The sequence below is a fragment of the Pseudomonas sp. 9.1(2019) genome (assembly GCF_009910445.1).
GTDB classification, from domain to species: domain Bacteria; phylum Pseudomonadota; class Gammaproteobacteria; order Pseudomonadales; family Pseudomonadaceae; genus Aquipseudomonas; species Aquipseudomonas paraversuta.
This window is the reverse complement of sequence record NZ_VBWF01000005.1, coordinates 496,803-516,165: the sequence shown is the minus strand read 5'-3', so window position 1 is coordinate 516,165 and position 19,363 is coordinate 496,803. Positions and strand designations below refer to the sequence as shown.

The 19,363-nt window shown below is 55.2% G+C and carries 21 protein-coding genes and 1 pseudogene; 14 read left to right on the top strand and 8 right to left on the bottom strand.

Annotated elements, in window-relative coordinates; all coding sequences use genetic code 11:
- Positions 1 to 43: 43 nt before the first annotated feature.
- From FEZ21_RS08415 to FEZ21_RS08395, 5 genes are read left to right on the top strand one after another with little or no spacing between them, the layout of a single operon-like run.
- Positions 44 to 826: a transporter substrate-binding domain-containing protein gene (locus FEZ21_RS08415; protein WP_003443157.1), complete on the top strand. Its 783-nt coding sequence runs from the start codon at positions 44 to 46 to the stop codon at positions 824 to 826.
- Positions 827 to 883: 57 nt separating this feature from the next.
- Positions 884 to 1,612: an ABC transporter permease gene (locus tag FEZ21_RS08410; protein ID WP_003443159.1), complete on the top strand. Its 729-nt coding sequence runs from the start codon at positions 884 to 886 to the stop codon at positions 1,610 to 1,612.
- Positions 1,609 to 2,319 carry an ABC transporter permease gene (locus FEZ21_RS08405; RefSeq protein ID WP_003443160.1) on the top strand — a complete coding sequence of 237 codons (711 nt, stop codon included), beginning with the start codon at positions 1,609 to 1,611 and terminating at the stop codon, positions 2,317 to 2,319. Before FEZ21_RS08410 ends, FEZ21_RS08405 begins: the two co-directional genes overlap by 4 nt.
- A gap of 9 nt (positions 2,320 to 2,328) precedes the next feature.
- Positions 2,329 to 3,450: a succinylglutamate desuccinylase/aspartoacylase family protein gene (locus FEZ21_RS08400; protein ID WP_127196126.1), complete on the top strand. Its 1,122-nt coding sequence runs from the start codon at positions 2,329 to 2,331 to the stop codon at positions 3,448 to 3,450.
- Positions 3,451 to 3,457: 7 nt separating this feature from the next.
- Entirely contained in the window at positions 3,458 to 4,222 is a 765-nt protein-coding gene (locus FEZ21_RS08395; protein WP_003443162.1) for an ABC transporter ATP-binding protein, read from the top strand.
- A gap of 99 nt (positions 4,223 to 4,321) precedes the next feature.
- Here the strand turns inward: FEZ21_RS08395 and FEZ21_RS08390 are convergent, their stop codons facing one another.
- Both FEZ21_RS08390 and dcd read right to left on the bottom strand, forming a co-directional pair.
- On the bottom strand, positions 4,322 to 4,522 hold the full coding sequence (locus FEZ21_RS08390; RefSeq protein WP_003443163.1) for a hypothetical protein: 201 nt from the start codon (positions 4,520 to 4,522) through the stop codon (positions 4,322 to 4,324).
- Positions 4,523 to 4,616: 94 nt separating this feature from the next.
- Entirely contained in the window at positions 4,617 to 5,183 is a 567-nt protein-coding gene (gene dcd / locus FEZ21_RS08385) for a dCTP deaminase (protein WP_003443164.1), read from the bottom strand.
- Positions 5,184 to 5,536: 353 nt separating this feature from the next.
- Between dcd and FEZ21_RS08380 the strand changes: the two genes are divergently transcribed.
- Complete coding sequence (locus FEZ21_RS08380) at positions 5,537 to 5,746, top strand: cold-shock protein (protein WP_002554837.1); 210 nt, start codon at positions 5,537 to 5,539, stop codon at positions 5,744 to 5,746.
- A 211-nt stretch (positions 5,747 to 5,957) separates the two neighbouring features.
- Here FEZ21_RS08380 and apbC read toward each other — a convergent pair whose 3' ends face one another.
- Positions 5,958 to 7,052, bottom strand: coding sequence for an iron-sulfur cluster carrier protein ApbC (gene apbC, locus FEZ21_RS08375; RefSeq protein ID WP_010655665.1), 1,095 nt, complete (start codon positions 7,050 to 7,052; stop codon positions 5,958 to 5,960).
- A 148-nt stretch (positions 7,053 to 7,200) separates the two neighbouring features.
- Here apbC and metG point away from each other — a divergent pair, with 148 nt between their 5' ends.
- From metG to FEZ21_RS08355, 4 genes and pseudogenes are all read left to right on the top strand, one after another.
- Positions 7,201 to 9,252, top strand: coding sequence for a methionine--tRNA ligase (gene metG, locus FEZ21_RS08370; protein ID WP_003443166.1), 2,052 nt, complete (start codon positions 7,201 to 7,203; stop codon positions 9,250 to 9,252).
- A 156-nt stretch (positions 9,253 to 9,408) separates the two neighbouring features.
- A pseudogene (gene rsxB, locus FEZ21_RS08365) lies at positions 9,409 to 10,419 on the top strand (electron transport complex subunit RsxB); the annotation flags it as partial.
- A 51-nt stretch (positions 10,420 to 10,470) separates the two neighbouring features.
- The gene (gene nth / locus FEZ21_RS08360) at positions 10,471 to 11,109 is read left to right on the top strand and encodes an endonuclease III (RefSeq protein WP_003443169.1); all 639 of its coding nucleotides are present in this window, start codon (positions 10,471 to 10,473) and stop codon (positions 11,107 to 11,109) included.
- A 106-nt stretch (positions 11,110 to 11,215) separates the two neighbouring features.
- Positions 11,216 to 11,398 (top strand): PA3496 family putative envelope integrity protein, encoded by a 183-nt coding sequence (locus tag FEZ21_RS08355; protein ID WP_003443171.1) that lies wholly within the window; start codon positions 11,216 to 11,218, stop codon positions 11,396 to 11,398.
- A gap of 85 nt (positions 11,399 to 11,483) precedes the next feature.
- Here the strand turns inward: FEZ21_RS08355 and FEZ21_RS08350 are convergent, their stop codons facing one another.
- The 3 genes from FEZ21_RS08350 to FEZ21_RS08340 form a co-directional block, all read right to left on the bottom strand.
- On the bottom strand, positions 11,484 to 12,110 hold the full coding sequence (locus FEZ21_RS08350; RefSeq protein WP_003443174.1) for a response regulator transcription factor: 627 nt from the start codon (positions 12,108 to 12,110) through the stop codon (positions 11,484 to 11,486).
- A gap of 547 nt (positions 12,111 to 12,657) precedes the next feature.
- A complete protein-coding gene (locus FEZ21_RS08345; RefSeq protein WP_003443176.1) occupies positions 12,658 to 13,875 on the bottom strand; it encodes an argininosuccinate synthase in 1,218 nt (405 codons plus the stop codon).
- A 128-nt stretch (positions 13,876 to 14,003) separates the two neighbouring features.
- Positions 14,004 to 14,909, bottom strand: a complete 906-nt coding sequence (locus FEZ21_RS08340; protein ID WP_127196204.1) for an OmpA family protein — start codon at positions 14,907 to 14,909, stop codon at positions 14,004 to 14,006.
- Between the two features lie 155 nt (positions 14,910 to 15,064).
- Between FEZ21_RS08340 and pyrC the strand changes: the two genes are divergently transcribed.
- Both pyrC and rnt read left to right on the top strand, forming a co-directional pair.
- Positions 15,065 to 16,111 carry a dihydroorotase gene (gene pyrC, locus FEZ21_RS08335; protein ID WP_127196123.1) on the top strand — a complete coding sequence of 349 codons (1,047 nt, stop codon included), beginning with the start codon at positions 15,065 to 15,067 and terminating at the stop codon, positions 16,109 to 16,111.
- Positions 16,108 to 16,782: a ribonuclease T gene (gene rnt / locus FEZ21_RS08330; protein WP_003443180.1), complete on the top strand. Its 675-nt coding sequence runs from the start codon at positions 16,108 to 16,110 to the stop codon at positions 16,780 to 16,782. Before pyrC ends, rnt begins: the two co-directional genes overlap by 4 nt.
- Before the next feature lie 77 nt (positions 16,783 to 16,859).
- On the opposite strand, the gene FEZ21_RS08325 is transcribed toward rnt, so the two are convergent.
- The gene (locus tag FEZ21_RS08325) at positions 16,860 to 17,462 is read right to left on the bottom strand and encodes a peroxiredoxin (RefSeq protein WP_003443181.1); all 603 of its coding nucleotides are present in this window, start codon (positions 17,460 to 17,462) and stop codon (positions 16,860 to 16,862) included.
- Between the two features lie 283 nt (positions 17,463 to 17,745).
- Here FEZ21_RS08325 and FEZ21_RS08320 point away from each other — a divergent pair, with 283 nt between their 5' ends.
- Together FEZ21_RS08320 and bfr are read left to right on the top strand one after the other, a co-directional pair.
- A complete protein-coding gene (locus tag FEZ21_RS08320; protein ID WP_003443182.1) occupies positions 17,746 to 17,964 on the top strand; it encodes a bacterioferritin-associated ferredoxin in 219 nt (72 codons plus the stop codon).
- A 198-nt stretch (positions 17,965 to 18,162) separates the two neighbouring features.
- Positions 18,163 to 18,633, top strand: coding sequence for a bacterioferritin (bfr, locus tag FEZ21_RS08315; protein WP_003443183.1), 471 nt, complete (start codon positions 18,163 to 18,165; stop codon positions 18,631 to 18,633).
- A gap of 101 nt (positions 18,634 to 18,734) precedes the next feature.
- On the opposite strand, the gene grxD is transcribed toward bfr, so the two are convergent.
- A complete protein-coding gene (grxD, locus tag FEZ21_RS08310) occupies positions 18,735 to 19,076 on the bottom strand; it encodes a Grx4 family monothiol glutaredoxin (RefSeq protein WP_003443184.1) in 342 nt (113 codons plus the stop codon).
- Between the last annotated feature and the right edge of the window lie 287 nt (positions 19,077 to 19,363).

The window sequence follows — 19,363 nt, the reverse complement described above, 5'->3', positions numbered from 1 at the left end:
TCATCACGCGCCACAAGCGCCCATTGGTTTTAGGGATTGAATAATGAAAAAAGCATTTCTGGTCCTCTCTGCACTGACTTTATCCATGGCAGCAGGCACCGCATTGGCCAAAGACTATAAAGAGCTGCGTTTCGGGGTCGATCCGTCTTATGCACCGTTTGAATCCAAGGCCGCCGATGGCAGCCTGGTGGGCTTCGATATCGATCTGGGGAATGCCATCTGCGCCGAGCTGAAAGTGAAATGCAAATGGGTCGAAACCGATTTCGACGGCACCATTCCCGGGCTTAAAGCCAACAAATTCGATGGTGTGATCTCGTCCATGACTGTGACCCCGGCCCGGGAAAAGGTCATCGATTTCTCTAACGAACTGTTCTCCGGCCCAACCGCGCTGGTGTTCAAAAAGGGCGCGGGGCTGGACGCCACACCTGAATCGCTGAAGGGCAAAAAGGTCGGTTATGAGCAAGGCACCATCCAGGAGGCCTATGCCAAGGCAGTGCTGGACAAGGCCGGGGTTACCACTCAGGCCTATGCCAACCAGGATCAAGTGTATGCCGACCTGACTTCAGGCCGTCTGGATGCATCGATCCAGGACATGCTGCAAGCCGAACTGGGCTTTTTGAAAACCCCGCAAGGCGCTGATTACGAAGTCAGCAAGCCCGTGGACAGCGAGTTGCTACCGGCCAAAACTGCGATCGGCCTGAAAAAAGGTAACAAAGATCTACAAGACCTTTTGAACAAAGGTATCAAAGCGTTACACGACGATGGCAGCTACGCCACGATCCAGAAAAAACACTTTGGCGATTTGAATCTGTACAGCGGCAAATAACGCCCTGGCGCCCACACTTGGGTGGGCGCTTTTTTGACTGCCATAGGTTCAATTCAGATGTTTGAAAACCTTTTACAGAACCTTGGGCTTGCGAATTTCAGCCTGCAGGGTTTCGGTCCGCTGCTGCTGCAAGGCACGTGGATGACTCTCAAACTGGCAGTGCTGTCACTGGCAGTGAGCGTACTGCTCGGACTGCTCGGCGCCAGCGCCAAACTCTCCAGCCACAGGCTGCTGCGTGTGCCTGCCCAGCTCTACACCACCCTGATTCGCGGGGTACCTGACCTGGTACTGATGCTGCTGATTTTTTACAGCCTGCAAACCTGGCTCACCAACTTTACGGATGCTATGGACTGGGAATACATCGAAATCAATCCGTTCAGTGCTGGTGTCATAACCCTGGGTTTTATCTACGGCGCTTATTTCACAGAAACCTTTCGCGGCGCGATCCTCTCAGTCCCCCGCGGCCAGATCGAAGCAGCTACCGCCTATGGCCTCAAACGCGGCCAGCGGTTCCGATTTGTGGTCTTCCCGCAGATGATGCGCTTCGCCCTTCCGGGCATTGGCAACAATTGGATGGTGATGCTCAAGGCCACTGCGCTGGTGTCGATCATCGGCCTGGCCGACCTAGTCAAGGCGGCTCAGGATGCGGGCAAAAGTACCTACCAGTTGTTTCTGTTTCTGGTCATCGCCGCACTTATTTATCTGGCGATCACCAGCGCCTCGAACTTTGTTTTACGCCGCCTTGAACGCCACTATGGCGCGGGCGCCCGAGAGGCAGTGCGATGATTGAGTTACTACAAGAGTACTGGCGACCGTTCCTCTACAGCGACGGCTACCACATCACCGGCCTGGCGATGACATTGTGGCTACTGAGCGCATCCCTGGTGATTGGCTTTGTACTGTCTATTCCGCTGTCCGTGGCACGGGTTTCATCCAGACGCTGGGTGCGCTGGCCGGTGCAGTTCTACACCTGGCTGTTTCGTGGCACCCCGCTGTATATCCAGTTGCTTATTTGTTACACCGGGATCTACAGCATCGAGGCAGTCCGTGCTCAGCCCGAACTCAATGCATTCTTTCGGGACGCCATGAACTGCACGATTCTGGCGTTTGCCCTCAATACCTGTGCCTACACCACGGAAATCTTTGCCGGTTCCATTCGCAGCATGGCCCATGGCGAAGTGGAAGCGGCCAAGGCCTATGGACTTGACGGCTGGAAACTCTATGCCTACATCATTCTGCCTTCGGCCTTGCGCCGCTCATTGCCGTATTACAGCAATGAGGTGATTCTGATGTTGCACTCGACCACCGTGGCCTTTACCGCAACTATCCCCGATGTACTGAAAGTTGCGCGGGACGCAAACTCGGCGACCTTTCTGACGTTCCAGTCCTTCGGGATCGCGGCCATCATCTACTTGTGCGTTACCTTTTTGTTGGTCGGTTTATTCCGCCTGGCGGAGCGCCGCTGGTTAGCCTTTCTCGGCCCTGCACACTAGGATTTTTCCATGCAGCGACATCAAACCCATCCCTTGCTGGCCCCCGTCCCGGGCACCGAACGGCATATTCACAGCTTCCACTACGGCCCCTCGAAGCCACAGGGCAAGGTCTACATTCAGGCCTCGCTGCATGCCGACGAGTTGCCCGGCATGCTGGTGGCCTGGCACCTGAAGCAACATCTGGCGGCCCTGGAAAGTGCTGGCCGGTTGCGCAGCGAAATCGTGCTGGTGCCAGTGGCCAATCCGGCGGGACTGGAGCAAGTCTTGATGGACATCCCGCTGGGCCGGTATGAACTGGAAAGCGGGCAAAATTTCAATCGCAACTTTCTGGATCTAAGTACACAGATCGGTGATGAACTTGAGGGTTTGTTAAACCAGGACCCCTTGTACAACCGGCAACTGATCCGTCGGCACCTGCGTGAAGCGCTGGGGGCACAAACCGCGACAACGCAACTGCAGTCGCAACGGCTGACCCTCCAGACACTGGCCTGCGACGCCGATCTGGTGCTGGACCTGCACTGTGATTTCGAGGCCGTGGCGCACCTGTACACCACGCCCGAGGCCTGGCCACAGGTCGAGCCGCTGGCACGCTATCTCGGCGCCCAGGCCAGCCTGCTGGCGACCGATTCCGGCGGTTTGTCATTCGATGAGTGTTTCACGCTGCTGTGGTGGCAGTTACAACAACGCTTTGGACATGACTTCGCCATGCCACAGGGCAGTGTTTCCGTCACCGTCGAATTGCGCGGCCAGGGCGATGTCAGCCATGCCCTGGCCGAGCAGGACTGCCAGGCGCTGCTCGATTATCTGATCGGGTTTGGCGCCATCGAGGGAACCACCGGAGTGCTTCCCCCGCTGCTCTACCCCGCGACCCCGCTGGCAGGTGTCGAACCCGTCATGACGCCGGCCGGGGGAATTCTGGTGTTTTGTGCCAGCCCCGGAGATTACCTGCAGGCGGGCCAATTGATTGCCGAGGTCATTGACCCTGTCAGCGACCGGCTGACCCCGGTTTATTGCACCACTGCAGGCCTGCTCTATGCCCGCTCATTGCGGCGCATGGCCACCGCCGGGATGGTCATCGCCCATGTTGCCGGGCAGCAAGCCTATCGCAGCGGCTATCTTCTTTCCCCTTGAGGTCAGCATGTTCAAACTTACCGTCGAAGGCCTGCATAAAAAATATGGCACCAACGAAGTGCTCAAGGGCGTGTCACTCAAGGCCAAAACCGGGGATGTCATCTGCCTGATCGGGGCCAGCGGCTCCGGCAAAAGCACCTTTTTACGCTGCATCAACTTTCTTGAAACCCCCAATGACGGAACCATGACCCTTGATGGTCAGTTGATTCGTATGGTCAGCGACAAACAAGGTATGCGAGTGGCCGATGATGACCAGTTGCAACGCTTGCGCACCCGCCTGGCCATGGTGTTTCAGCACTTCAACCTGTGGAGCCACATGACGGTGCTGGAAAACATCACCCTCGCGCCGCGCCGGGTGCTGGGGGTCAGCAAAAAAGACGCTGAAGAGCGGGCTCACCGCTATCTGGACAAGGTCGGCCTGCCTGCCCGTGTTGCCGATCAATACCCTGCATTTCTGTCCGGCGGCCAGCAACAGCGCGTGGCTATTGCCCGGGCACTGGCGATGGAACCGGAAGTCATGCTGTTCGACGAACCCACTTCGGCGCTGGATCCTGAGCTGGTTGGGGAAGTCTTGCGGGTGATTCAGGGCCTGGCCGAGGAAGGCCGCACCATGATCATGGTGACCCACGAGATGAACTTCGCACGCAAAGTGGCGAGCCAGGTGATGTTCTTGCATCAAGGCCTGGTGGAAGAACAGGGCACACCACAGGAGGTGCTGGATAATCCCAAAAGCGAGCGCTTGCGTCAGTTCCTCAGCGGAAATCTGAAATAGGCCATCCCTTGATTGGCATTCATGCCCTGCCAGCCAGGCTCTGCGCCTGGCCATTGCACGGCAAAGGGCTAGCGGGGGCGCAAGGTAACCTGCGCGCGATCAGGCTACTGGCGCGGGTGGAGGCTCATCCGGAATGGTAGGTACGCCCGGCTCGGTCGGTAGCGGGGTATCAGGGTCTGGCTGACCGGGAATGCCACCTGCCTGCACCTGGGGCTGAGCAAGCAGCGACCAGGCCAGCAAGCCCACCTGGTTAGGCTCAAGACTGGCCAGCTGGGCGCGGATACTCGGATCGATCTTCATAGGGCAACTCCTGAGCGATAAACCGGCCCGCTGGGTGCGTGACCGGAAATACACTCAATAGAGTATCAATTCGCCCAGGAATTCCCTCAGCTCGTCAGGTGCGGGGCAAGGTTACGCCGCGCTGACCCTGATATTTGCCGCCACGGTCCTTGTACGACACTTCACACTCTTCATCCGACTCGAAGAACAGCATCTGCGCCACGCCTTCGTTGGCGTAGATTTTGGCGGGCAGCGTGGTGGTGTTGGAGAACTCCAGCGTGACGTGGCCTTCCCACTCCGGCTCAAGCGGCGTCACGTTAACGATGATCCCGCAACGGGCGTAGGTGCTTTTACCCAGGCAGATGGTCAGCACGTTGCGCGGGATACGGAAGTATTCAACCGTACGGGCAAGGGCAAAGGAGTTCGGCGGAATGATGCACACATCGCTGGTGACATCGACAAAGCTGCCTTCATCGAAGTTCTTTGGATCAACGGTGGCCGAATTGATGTTGGTGAACACCTTGAATTCGTTTGCGCAACGAACGTCGTAGCCGTAGCTCGACACACCGTAGGAAATCAGGCGGTTTTCGCCTTCGCCACGCACCTGACGCTCGACGAAAGGTTCGATCATGCCGTGTTCTTGCGCCATGCGGCGAATCCACTTGTCTGGTTTGATGCTCATGGCGGGAGTCCTGAATAGCGAGGTAGAAAAATTCTGTCGGGCATCTTACCGCCCCCTAAGGCCCGGTTCAAAAGTCTGGGACAAAAATATCGAAAATAGCTGCACAACCCCTGAATACAGGCTGCACGGACAACCGCCAGTCACGTTTTTAGAGAAACCTTTGCAAAGACCCTTTGCACGTTCGGCAAAAAGGGTTAAGGTGGCGCCACTGTGCTGCTTGTGTCACTGAGAATCTCTACACGATATGTTGAATTTCGATCCAACCATCTCCAAGAATTTTTCCTGCTCTTTGCACTCAGTCTCGGCCAGGGCTTTTCCTGCGTCGCAGTTTTCTTTGTTCAAGGAGTTACACCATGTCTAATCGCCAAACTGGTACCGTTAAGTGGTTCAACGATGAAAAAGGCTTCGGCTTCATCACTCCACAATCCGGTGACGACCTGTTTGTTCACTTCAAAGCAATCCAATCCGACGGCTTCAAAAGCCTGAAAGAAGGCCAACAGGTTTCTTTCATCGCTACCCGCGGTCAGAAAGGCATGCAAGCTGAGGAAGTTCAAGTTATCTAACTTGTACTGATCCAGTAAAAAACCCCGCCCTTAAAAGCGGGGTTTTTTTATGCCCGCAATAAATGCACCCGGCAACCCTTTGTAATCCCCTGGCTTGCCAGCGATGCAGGGGATGCGGTTCGACTTCAGACCATGTAGATGTAATCGCTGGCGAGCCAGCTCCCACAGTTACTCAGCGCTTGCGCCAAACTGCATCCCCTGCTGCCAACCGTCAGTCGTCGCTGCTGGTGATTGTAGGCATGGCCTGCGAGGCAGCCTCAGACATAACTATGCGCGCCCCGACATGCCGGGCCAGTTCCTGATAGATCAACGCAACAGGGCTGTCCGGATCTGCAATCGCAGTTGGCTTGCCATTATCGGCCTGCTCACGAATCGCCATCGACAGCGGCAGTGACGCAAGCACTTCAACGCCGTACTGAGTGGCCAGCTTCTCGCCACCGCCTTCGCCGAACAGATGCTCGGCATGACCGCAGTTCGAGCAAATGTGCACCGCCATGTTTTCCACAACACCCAGTACCGGGATATTCACCTTGCGGAACATCTCGACACCTTTACGCGCATCCAGCAACGCCAGATCCTGCGGGGTCGTCACTATCACCGAACCGGTCACCGGGACTTTTTGCGCCAGGGTCAGCTGAATATCACCAGTGCCGGGCGGCATATCGATGACCAGATAATCCAGATCATTCCATGCCGTTTGCGTAACCAATTGCAGCAATGCGCCCGACACCATCGGACCGCGCCATACCATTGGCGTGTTGTCGTCGGTCAGAAACGCCATCGACATCACTTCGACACCATGGGCCTCAATCGGCACAAACCACTTCTGATCACGAATTTTCGGACGGGTGCCTTCAGCAATACCAAACATCACCCCCTGGCTCGGACCATAGATATCCGCATCCAGAATTCCCACCCGCGCGCCTTCACGCGCCAGCGCCAGCGCCAGGTTGGCAGCGGTAGTCGACTTGCCTACACCACCTTTCCCGGAAGCCACGGCCACAATGTTTTTCACATTGGCCAGACCCGGGATCTGAGCCTGAGCCTTATGCGCAGCAATCACGCAGCTGACCTCAACCTTGGCCGAGGACACCCCGTCCATGTTGCTGATAGCCATTTGCAACATTTGCCCCCAGCCACTCTTGAACAGACCGGCGGCATAACCCAGCTCCAGCCGAACGCTGACGTGCTCACCCTGGACTTCAATGTTACGTACGCACCCGGCACTGACCGGATCCTGATTCAAATAAGGGTCGGTGTATTGGCGAAGGACGGCCTCCACCGCTGCGCGATTGACTGCGCTCATGGGCAACTCCCGAAAAAGACTGAGTAAAACAGCCCGCTATCGTACCTACAAAAACACCGTAAACGATCAGATACACGTCGACGGGGTGAAATAAATTGCCCGGCGCTTTATAGTGGCCGACCACCGTCTCATCAAGTAGCCGAGCCCCATGTCCGAGCCACGCAAGATCCTCGTCACCAGCGCCCTGCCCTATGCCAATGGTTCAATTCACCTTGGCCATATGCTTGAGTACATCCAGACCGATATGTGGGTGCGCTTCCAGAAGCATCGCGGCAATCAATGCACTTACGTCTGCGCAGACGACGCCCACGGCTCGGCAATCATGTTGCGCGCCGAGAAAGAAGGCATCACGCCAGAACAACTGATCGCCAACGTCCAGGCTGAACACAGCGCCGACTTTTCCGAGTTCCTCGTCGATTTCGATAACTTCCATTCGACCCACTCCGAAGAGAACCGTGAGCTGTCGAGTGCGATTTACATCAAGTTGCGCGAAGCAGGGCATATCGCCACCCGCTCGATCACCCAGTATTTCGACCCGGAAAAGAAAATGTTCCTGGCCGACCGCTTCATCAAGGGCACTTGCCCTAAATGCGGCACGGATGATCAGTACGGCGACAACTGCGAAAAATGTGGTGCGACCTATGCACCAACCGACCTGAAAAATCCAAAGTCAGCGATCTCGGGGGCAACCCCGGTACTCAAGGACTCCCAGCACTTCTTCTTCAAGCTGCCAGACTTCGACGCCATGCTCAAAAGCTGGACCCGAAGCGGCGCACTGCAAGATGCAGTCGCAAACAAAATCGCCGAATGGCTGGATGCAGGACTGCAGCAGTGGGACATTTCCCGTGATGCGCCCTACTTCGGGTTCGAGATTCCGGACGAGCCGGGCAAGTACTTCTATGTCTGGCTGGATGCGCCAATCGGCTACATGGCCAGCTTCAAGAACCTGTGTGCTCGCCGTCCGGAACTGGACTTCGATGCGTACTGGGCCAAGGACTCCACCACCGAGCTTTATCATTTCATCGGCAAGGACATCGTGAATTTCCACGCCCTGTTCTGGCCTGCCATGCTCGAAGGCGCTGGCTATCGCAAGCCGACAGCGATCAACGTCCATGGCTACCTGACCGTCAACGGTCAGAAAATGTCCAAATCCCGCGGCACCTTCATCAAGGCCCGTACTTACCTTGATCACCTGTCGCCGGAATACCTGCGCTACTACTACGCATCCAAACTGGGCCGTGGCGTCGATGACCTTGACCTGAACCTGGAAGACTTCGTACAGAAGGTCAACTCGGATCTGGTGGGTAAAGTTGTGAACATTGCCAGCCGTTGCGCAGGCTTCATTCACAAGGGTAACGCCGGGGTAATGGTCGAAGGCAATGCGGCTCCCGAACTCACCGATGCGTTCCTGACTGCGGCACCGAGCATTGCCGAGGCTTATGAAGCCCGCGACTTCGCTCGTGCCATGCGTGAAATCATGGGCCTGGCCGATCGGGCCAACGCCTGGATTGCCGAGAAAGCGCCATGGGCAATGGCCAAACAGGAGGGCAAGCAGGACGAAGTTCAAGCGGTCTGCGCATTGGGCATCAACCTGTTCCGTCAACTGGTGATCTTCCTCAAGCCGGTTCTGCCAGTGCTTGCCGCTGACGCCGAAGCCTTTCTGAACGTTGCGCCTCTGACCTGGGCAGATCACAGCACCCTGCTGGCCAACCATCAGCTCAATGCGTTCAAACCGCTGATGACGCGCATCGATCCGGTAAAAGTACAAGCCATGAGTGATGCATCTAAAGAAGACCTGGTTGCCAGCCAGACAGATACCGGCACAGCCGCTCCTCAAGGCAACGGCGAACTGGTAAAAGAACCGCTTGCAGCCGAGATCGACTTCGATGCTTTTGCCGCGGTGGATCTGCGGGTAGCCCTGATCCTCAAGGCCGAAGCGGTTGAAGGCGCAGACAAACTGCTGCGCCTGACCCTGGATATCGGCGACGAACAACGCAATGTGTTCTCGGGGATCAAAAGCGCTTATCCGAACCCGGCTGAACTTGAAGGTCGCCTGACCATGATGATTGCCAACCTGAAACCGCGAAAAATGCGCTTCGGGATGTCTGAAGGCATGGTGATGGCTGCCGGCCCCGGCGGTGAAGAAATTTACCTGCTTAGCCCGGACAGCGGCGCCAAGCCAGGCCAGCGCATCAAGTAACATGTCCTCCCCATCCGCTAACGGCCAACTAGCCGTTAGCGGATGTTGATCCCTAGCCGCCCTTCTTGTCTTGCCGGATAATCAGCGCCGCTCGTTTAACCGCCTCACACCCTCTTATTCACTGCGCATGATGAGTGTCGCCCGGGTGCGGCCCGCCGTCGCTGGACTGATCACACCATGAGCCTGATTCAACGTATTGATGCCTTATTGCCGCAAACCCAGTGCGGAAAATGCGGCCACCCCGGCTGCAAACCCTATGCGCAAGGTATTGCCCAGGGCGAGCCCATCAATAAATGCCCGCCCGGCGGGACCGAGACCATCGCCGCACTGGCTGATTTGCTTGCCATTCCCGTGGTGGCCCTGGACACCGGGCGTGGTACCGCGCCGGCACAGGTAGCCTACATTCGCGAAGCTGAGTGTATCGGCTGTACCAAGTGCATCCAGGCCTGCCCTGTCGACGCGATCCTCGGCGCAGCCAAGCTCATGCACACTGTAATCATTGATGAATGCACCGGTTGCGACCTCTGTGTTGCGCCCTGCCCTGTCGATTGCATAGAGATGCGCCCTCTGCCGGCCAATGTAATCCCGATTGTTGCCGGACTTGCCCACGAGCCTGAACAGTACAAGGCTCGTCACCAAAAGCGCGATCACGCACGCAGCCGCTTTGAGCGACGTGCCGAACGCCTGCTCCGCGAGGAGCAACACAAACAGGCAGAACGCCTAGCGCGCACCCAGCGTTCGTCAGCCGTCGACGGCACCGGGCAACTCAAAGAGCCGACAACCGGGTCTTCCAGTACCGACGAAATGGCGCTGAAAAAAGCCAAGGTCACACTGGCAATGGCACGCGCACAGTTAAACAAATCGCTTAAAGCCTTTGGTCATCCTCCTACTGCGCAACAGCAATCCCAGCTGGTGCTCCTGCAACAACAATTTGAGGCAGCCGAACAGGCACTGGCGCAATTTGAACCTGCCCCTGAAGCCTCAATTAGCGCACCGGCCATAAACAACGCGGAACTTAAACGTGCAAAAATCCAGCTCGCCATGCGCCGGGCAGAACTTAAAAAAGCCATCACCCAAGAACAGCCCAGTGCGCAACTGGCGCTTTTGAATGACGCGGTTACACAGGCAGAATTGGCTATCAGCGCTTTGGAGTCACCCAAAGCCTGATAGATTTTAGCCATGAAATAACTGACCGCTCTCCAGGAATTGTGTTTACCCATGAACGCCGCAAAGCGCCTTGAAATATTTCGCCGGTTTCACGAAGACAATCCCGAGCCCAAAACCGAACTGGCCTACACGTCTCCCTTCGAATTATTGATTGCCGTTATCTTGTCTGCGCAAGCCACCGACGTAAGCGTGAACAAGGCAATGGCCAAATTGTTTCCAGTCGCAAATACCCCAGAAGCCATCTACGCTCTGGGAGTGGAAGGGCTGTCGCAGTACATCAAAACCATCGGCTTGTATAACAGCAAGGCCAAGAACGTTATCGAAACCTGTCGTTTACTGATTGAACGGCATGCCGGCCAGGTTCCACAAACCCGCGAGGAGCTTGAAGCGCTTCCCGGTGTAGGTCGTAAAACAGCAAACGTCGTGCTTAACACCGCCTTCAGACAGCTGACCATGGCCGTAGATACCCATATTTTCAGGGTCAGTAACCGAACCGGTATTGCACCAGGCAAAAATGTGGTCGAGGTTGAAAAGCAATTAATGAAATTCGTACCCAAGCCTTATCTGCTTGACGCCCACCACTGGCTCATCCTGCATGGTCGTTACGTTTGCCAGGCGCGCAAGCCGCGCTGCGGGAGCTGCCGCATAGAAGACCTGTGTGAATTCAAGCAAAAGACCTCTGACGATTGAGCGATAGAGCGTTTATGTGCTGATCGATTGAGAAAATCTTTTTTACCCGCGCAGCGATTATCGCTATAAGGGGCGCCATTGAATGTCTTAGCCTGGAGTGAACTGAATGAGCACTGGCAAAGAACAACTGGAAGTGGAAGAAGATTTTCCTGTCTCAGATCCGGAAGAGATAGTGGAACCTGTGGTTGAGGTAGCTAAAACCAATTTGGCCAAACGCCGGACGATTGATGCGCTTTTAGCTGAAAAGCGCCTGAAAAAAGAGCTGGAAGATTATCCTTACGATCTTTGACTTTTAGCTCGCGAGATCAAAAGCCTCCATTAACGGAGGCTTTTTGTTTTCAGGAGCTGTCGAAGAGCAACGGCTCACATCCTATTCATTCCAGACCATTACGCTGCGCCAATTCAATAAGATCAACCAGCGAGCGGGCATTGAGTTTCAATAGAAGACGCGTTTTGTAAGTACTCACGGTCTTGTTACTCAAAAATATGCTGTCGGCTATTTCCTTGTTGCTCTTACCCCTTGCCAGTTGTTGCAGCACCATCATTTCCCGCCCCGACAGACGATTGATCATATCTGTTTCACTGGTACTACCAAAATTGGAACGCGTGGAGTGCAAGGCCTGGCTCGGAAAATAGCTATACCCTGAAAGCACTGCCTTGATCGCACTCAACAGCTCAGTCAAACCTTGCTGCTTGCAAACGTAACCCGCGGCCCCCGCCTGCATGCAACGCATGGAAAAATGGCCGGGCACTTGCGAGGTCAACACCAATATCTTTATAGGCATTACAGTTGTTGACAAGCGAGCTATAACTTCAAGGCCGTCAAGCCGGGGGATTCCGATATCCAGAATCACAATATCGGGTGTGTGCTCGCGAGCAAGTTGCAAAGCATCCACACCATTGTCCGTCTCTGCTATGACTTCGTATCCATGTCGCTCCATGAGCACGCGCACAGCAAGACGAACTACCGGGTGATCATCCACGATCATTACTTTATTCATGGGACAATTCCATTTTTCGCCGTTCTAAATTTTAGAGCCAATACAATAACCTAGTCATAACAGCCTGGGCATACCTCCTTGCCAGGTACCAACATTCAAAGAAAATTCCTACACGAAATAAAGATTTATCCTAAAAAACAACACCAAACGATTATTAGTCCCTCTCGCAAAACCTGTGGGCACTGTGTGCCGCACAAGAAAGACCTCAGATTGTATATTCAACCTTAATTGCGACTGACAGCCATTACTACAAACTGTAGTAAGTTCCATCAGGTTCACCTGGCGACTTGAAGTGCGCACGCTGCGCCAACCCGAAATCAAGCCCATGATCATGCCGCCAATAGCCCTGGCATTGAATTTTTCAAATTGATCCGTATCAAAATATAACATCAGAAAACATTAATCTGTTTCTGATTAATTCAAACTATGCCGCAAGTTTTTTACCCGCAAAGACATGTATGTGTATACCTCTGATGTTGACAACGACACTTCAGGCAGAGCAAAAAAAACCCGGCCTGAAGGCCGGGTTTTTTCATGTGTGCATATATCAGAACAGTTTACGGCCTTTATTCGCAGCAATACGCATGCGCAAGGCGTTCAACTTGATGAATCCAGCAGCATCAGCCTGGTTGTAAGCGCCGCCGTCTTCTTCGAATGTTGCAATATTTGCATCAAACAACGATTCATCAGATTTACGACCGGTAACGATCACGTTGCCTTTGTACAGCTTGAGGCGAACTACACCGTTAACGTGAGCCTGGGAAGCATCAATCATTTGTTGCAGCATGATGCGCTCAGGGCTCCACCAGTAGCCGGTGTAGATCAGGCTGGCGTACTTGGGCATCAACTCGTCTTTCAGGTGTGCAACTTCACGGTCCAGAGTAATCGACTCAATGGCACGGTGAGCGCGCAGCATAATGGTGCCGCCCGGAGTTTCGTAGCAGCCACGGGACTTCATGCCGACATAACGGTTTTCAACGATGTCGAGACGGCCAATGCCGTGCTCGCCGCCGATACGGTTCAAGGTCGCCAGGACTGTAGCCGGGGTCATTTCAACGCCGTCCAGCGCGACGATATCACCGTTGCGGTAGGTCAGTTCCAGGTACTGCGGGGTGTCAGGCGCTTTCTCCGGGGAGACGGTCCAACGCCACATGTCTTCTTCGTGCTCGGTCCAGGTGTCTTCCAGCACGCCGCCCTCGTAAGAGATGTGCAGCAAGTTGGCGTCCATCGAGTACGGCGATTTTTTCTTGCCGTGACGCTCGATCGGGATGGAATGCTTTTCAGCATAATCCATCAGCTTTTCACGGGAGAGCAGATCCCACTCACGCCATGGCGCAATTACCTTCACACCAGGCTTCAGTGCGTAGGCACCCAGTTCGAAACGAACCTGATCGTTACCCTTGCCTGTCGCGCCATGGGAGATGGCATCTGCACCGGTTTCGTTGGCGATTTCGATCAGGCGCTTGGCAATCAGCGGACGTGCGATGGAAGTACCCAGCAGGTACTCGCCTTCGTAAACGGTGTTGGCGCGGAACATAGGGAACACGAAGTCTCGAACAAACTCTTCGCGCAGGTCATCAATATAGATTTCCTTGACGCCCATGGCTTGCGCCTTGGCGCGTGCAGGCTCGACCTCTTCCCCCTGACCCAGGTCAGCGGTGAAGGTTACGACTTCACAGTTATAAGTATCCTGCAGCCACTTGAGGATCACCGAAGTGTCCAGGCCGCCCGAATAAGCCAGAACGACCTTGTTTACGTCCGCCATGCCATCACTCCACGGGTTGTTCGAAAAGCCGAACAGTCTACCGCTCAAGTGCGAGAAATTACAGAGGCGCGACACGTTAAGACGACAAAGCGACAGTAAGTTTCAACAAGGCGACCAGTCGTCGCAACTCAGGACGCCGTACCCAAACTCGCCACACTGGCTGACGGGGCGGCTTTTCCGGGCTCGGGCACACGCTCCATACGCACGCTCACACGACGGTTTTTAGCGCGGTTGCTGGCACTGGTATTAGGCACCAATGGGTATTGTTCGCCATGGAAGCGCAACGTCATCTGCGATTCTTGCATGCCGTTTTCCTTGAAGTAGTTCATCACCGCCAGGGCCCGGCGCCGCGACAACTCACGATTGGTCAAACGATTGCCGCTATTGTCTGAATAGCCGTCAAGGATGAGGTGGTTGACCGTAGGGTCTGCCTTTAAGTAGTCGAGCATGACTTGCAAATTGGTCCGGGCCTTGATGTCCAGCTCGATGCCACCGTCTGGAAATCCGATCTGGCTTTGGCGCACCTGCTCGAAGTTTTTGGCCAACAGCTTTGTAGTACAGGCCTCATAATCGCCGTAGGCCTGGCGAAACTTGACCGGCAATAAACGAACCTCCGACAAACCGCCGGCAGGCGAGTAATGCCTCACCAGGGGGCTACGGCCTTCCAGCAGGCCACGAAACAAGCGCCCTGCCTGGGCCTGCGAACTGTTGAAAAGTATGTGGCCGCGCCCGATGCGCACCGGCCCCAGATCAATGTCACCCCGACCCGGCTGCCACGGTGCAGCGGCTGCCAGCAAGGTTGCAGAACCTTCACCCAGCATTGAGTTGTAGGCATTGAGGCGAAATACGGCCTGTTCACCTGCACGGCGCACGAAGGCTCCCGAACCGAAATCGGTAATCGGCTGGATCAGCCGGCATTCAAATTTGTCGCCCTCGACCTTCCACTCAATATTCTCCAGTCGAGTCTGAAAAGTCAGGGCCATGGCTGGCAGGCTGGCAAACATGCCGAGCAGAATGAAATAACACTGGCGCACCGCAGCCTCCACAGCCTTGTACTGCAAAAAAACAGTCCGTCGGTTTACCGCAGACCCTTCGTATATCGGTTAGCCGCGACAAAACTTGATAGCGAGTGCCTGAGAGAGTCTTTTCCGGTAGCATTCGCATCAGTTTGACCCGCCTGGAATTCCCAATGTCTGACCGCCTGACCCTGCTGCGTCCCGACGACTGGCATATACATCTTCGCGATGGTGCTGTGTTGCCCCACACTGTCGCAGATGTGGCGCGCACTTTTGGCCGCGCCATCATCATGCCAAACCTGGTACCTCCGGTGCGTAATGCCGCCGAAGCAGATGCCTACCGCCAGCGCATTTTGGCTGCTCGCCCGGCTGGTAGCCGTTTCGAGCCGCTGATGGTGCTTTACCTCACTGACCGTACCCAGCCTGAAGACATCCGCACGGCCAAGGCCTGTGGCTTCGTGCACGCCGCCAAGCTGTATCCGGCTGGCGCCACGACCAACTCCGATTCTGGCGTGACCAGCATCGATGCGATCTTCCCGGTCCTTGAAGTCATGGCCGAAGTCGGCATGCCCTTGCTGATACACGGCGAAGTTACCCGCGCCAACGTCGACGTGTTTGACCGCGAAAAAATCTTTATCGACGAGCATATGCGCCGCGTTGTTGATCGCTTCCCGACCCTCAAAGTCGTGTTCGAGCACATCACCACCGCAGATGCAGTGCAGTTCGTCAATGAAGCTTCGGCTAACGTAGGCGCAACCATTACGGCTCACCACCTGCTTTACAACCGCAACCACATGCTGGTTGGCGGCATTCGCCCGCACTTCTATTGCCTGCCGATCCTCAAGCGCAACACCCATCAGGAAGCCCTGCTGGATGCGGCCACGAGCGGCAGCGAGAAGTTCTTCCTGGGCACAGACTCGGCGCCCCATGCCCAGCATGCCAAAGAAGCCGCGTGCGGATGTGCCGGGTGCTACACCGCCTACGCAGCCATCGAGATGTATGCCGAAGCATTTGAACAGCGTAACGCGCTGGACAAACTGGAAGCCTTTGCCAGCTTGAACGGCCCCCGTTTCTACGGACTGGCCCCCAGTACCGAACACATCACCCTGGTTCGCCAGGAGTGGACCGCCCCAACCAGTCTGCCATTCGGCGAGCTGACCGTAATTCCGCTGCGCGCCGGTGAAAAACTGCGCTGGCGCCTGCTGGAGGAACAGCTGTGAGTGACGACCATTATGATGACGAACACGAAGGCGGTCATGGCGGCGGCTCACGCCACCCGATGGCCGAGCGTTTTCGCGGCTATCTGCCGGTCGTAATCGATGTTGAAACCGGCGGTTTCAACAGCGCCACTGATGCCTTGCTGGAAATTGCAGCGGTCACCATCGGCATGGATGAAAGAGGCTTTGTGTATCCCGAACACACCTATTTCCACCGTGTTGAACCCTTTGAAGGCGCGAACATCGAAGCTGCGGCACTGGAATTTACCGGTATCAAGCTTGATCACCCGTTGCGCATGGCTGTCAGCGAAGAAACGGCCCTGACCGACATCTTCCGTGGCGTGCGTAAAGCCCTGAAAGCCAACGGCTGCAAACGCGCCATTCTGGTGGGTCACAACAGCAGCTTTGACCTGGGTTTCCTCAACGCAGCTGTCGCGCGTCTGGACATGAAACGCAACCCGTTTCACCCGTTCTCCAGCTTCGACACCGCCACCCTGGCAGGCCTGGCATACGGCCAGACGGTATTGGCCAAAGCCTGTCAAACAGCCGATATCGACTTTGACGGCCGTGAAGCTCACTCGGCACGCTATGACACTGAAAAGACCGCCGAGCTGTTCTGCGGCATTGTTAACCGCTGGAAACAAATGGGTGGCTGGAAAGACTTCAACGACTGATCCTGTGGTCAAGGCTTACTTCACCCCATAAAAAAACCGGACCCAGGGTCCGGTTTTTTTATGCCTGAAGCAGACCCTTACAGCTGGTCAGCATTCTCGGTCAGGTAAGCAGCAACGCCTGCAGTCGAAGCAGTCATGCCTTTGTCGCCTTTCTTCCAGTTGGCAGGGCAAACTTCGCCGTGCTCTTCGTGGAATTGCAGAGCGTCAACCAGACGCAGCAGCTCATCCATGTTACGGCCCAGTGGCAGGTCGTTAACGATCTGGGAGCGAACAACGCCTTTGTCATCGATCAGGAATGCGCCACGCAGAGCAACGCCGCCTTCGGTTTCAACGTCATAAGCCTTGCAGATTGCGTGATTGATGTCGGCTGCCATGGTGTATTTCACCTGGCCGATGCCGCCATTGTTCACTGGCGTGTTGCGCCATGCGTTGTGAGTGAAATGGGAGTCGATGGACACGGCTACCACTTCAACGTTACGCGCCTGGAACTCAGGAATGCGGTGATCCAGAGCAATCAGCTCGGACGGGCAAACGAAAGTGAAGTCCAGCGGGTAGAAGAACACCAGGCCATATTTACCTTTGATGGCAGTGGACAGCGAGAAGCTGTCAACGATTTCGCCATTGCCGAGTACGGCTGCGACGGTGAAGTCAGGGGCTTGTTTGCCTACGAGTACGCTCATTGGATATCTCCTGGTGTGCAACGTGAAAAACGGGACCCGGCCAGGCTGCCATCGTGAAACAACAGCCTTGAAACCAGCTCTCGCGGAAAAAATGACCGTCCATCATACACCGCTCGTCCGAACCGGCCTTAACCCTTTTTCACCCCCCGAAAAACTCTCGACTCGTACCGTTCGTCACTACAGGACCGCCAAGGCCTGATTGAGACTCAAGGTACTTTGACAATCATTCTCGTTAGCATTAAGATCCTTCGCATTGAATCCCAACCAGCGATGGTTCTTATTTATGTACGTTTGCCTTTGCACTGGCGTCACCGATGGAAAAATCCGCGACGCAATCTACGACGGTTGCTGCAGCTACCGTGAAGTGCGTGAAGCGACGGGTGTCGCAAGCCAATGTGGCAAATGTGCCTGCCTGGCCAAGCAAGTGGTTCGTGAAACCCTGTCCTCGTTGCAAGCCAGCCAGTCTGTGATGAGTTATCCGGCGGAATTTTCAGTCGCCTGAATCGAGAATTTTGAAGAGCCGGACTTAATGTCCGGTTTTTTTATGTCTAAAATTCAAGCGCTTAGGACCAAGACGCGGAACACAAACATTCTTATTCCGATTAATTTTCATTTATTATTCAAACACTTAGGTTTGACAGTCGTAAGTACGCGGATCAAACTCTGCCTTATATACGGTTACTTAAGGCAGGCCCTAGCCATGAAAGGCGACATTTCAGTCATCCAGCACCTCAACAAAATTCTCGGCAACGAACTGGTCGCTATCAACCAATACTTCCTGCATGCACGCATGTATCAGGATTGGGGCCTGGAGAAGTTGGGTGCACACGAGTACCACGAGTCCATCGACGAGATGAAACACGCGGACAAACTGATCAAGCGCATCCTGTTCCTTGAAGGCCTGCCAAACGTACAAGACCTGGGCAAGCTGCACATCGGCGAGCACACAAAAGAAATGCTGGAGTGCGACCTGCGCATCGAAAGGACCGGCCACGCCGATCTCAAGACCGCGATCGCACACTGCGAAGTTGTAGGTGACTTTGGCAGCCGTGAACTTCTGGAAGATATTCTTGAATCTGAAGAAGAGCATATCGACTGGCTGGAAACACAGCTGGGCCTGATCGACAAAGTAGGGATTGAGAATTACCTGCAGTCGCAAATGGGTGAATAACCAACACGCCACGGCTCAATAAAAAAGCCCCGCCCTGTTTAATCAGGAGCGGGGCTTTTTATGCACGGTCACTTAACTAAAAGTGACCGTGGCGATTGTCTTCACGCTTCAGTCTTGCTCGCTGCGGCTTTTTCTACAGCGGCTTTGATCGTCGACTGCAAAGAACCGTCTGCTGCCATCTCGGTCATGATGTCGCTACCGCCGATCAATTCACCACCTACCCACAGCTGCGGGAAAGTTGGCCAGTTGGCGTATTTCGGCAGGTTGGCGCGAATTTCAGGATTCTGAAGGATATCCACGTAAGCGAATTTCTCACCGCAGGCCATGACAGCTTGCGCAGCTTTAGCCGAAAAGCCGCACTGCGGGGCGTTCGGGGAGCCTTTCATGTAGAGCAGAATGGTGTTGTTAGCAATCTGTTCTTTAATAGTTTCGATGATATCCATGGAGCACCTCGGCTGAACTTTCCGACTCAGTTGTCGGCACGGTTGCGCATTGTAACGGAAAGCCGGGCCTGACGCTCGGTCTCCCCGACAGACAATAGTCCGAATTCCCACCTGCGGAGCAGCGCCAACATGGCACACAATTGCCAAGCAGCCTGAGGGCAGTGTACAAATGGGCCGCTGAGGTGAGGCAAACCACTCGATGGTGGTTCAAGCCTGGCGCTCATATAGCGCAAGTCTCGCTCGAACCTCTAAACGCACGACCCTTATTGGCAAGACGCGACATTTCC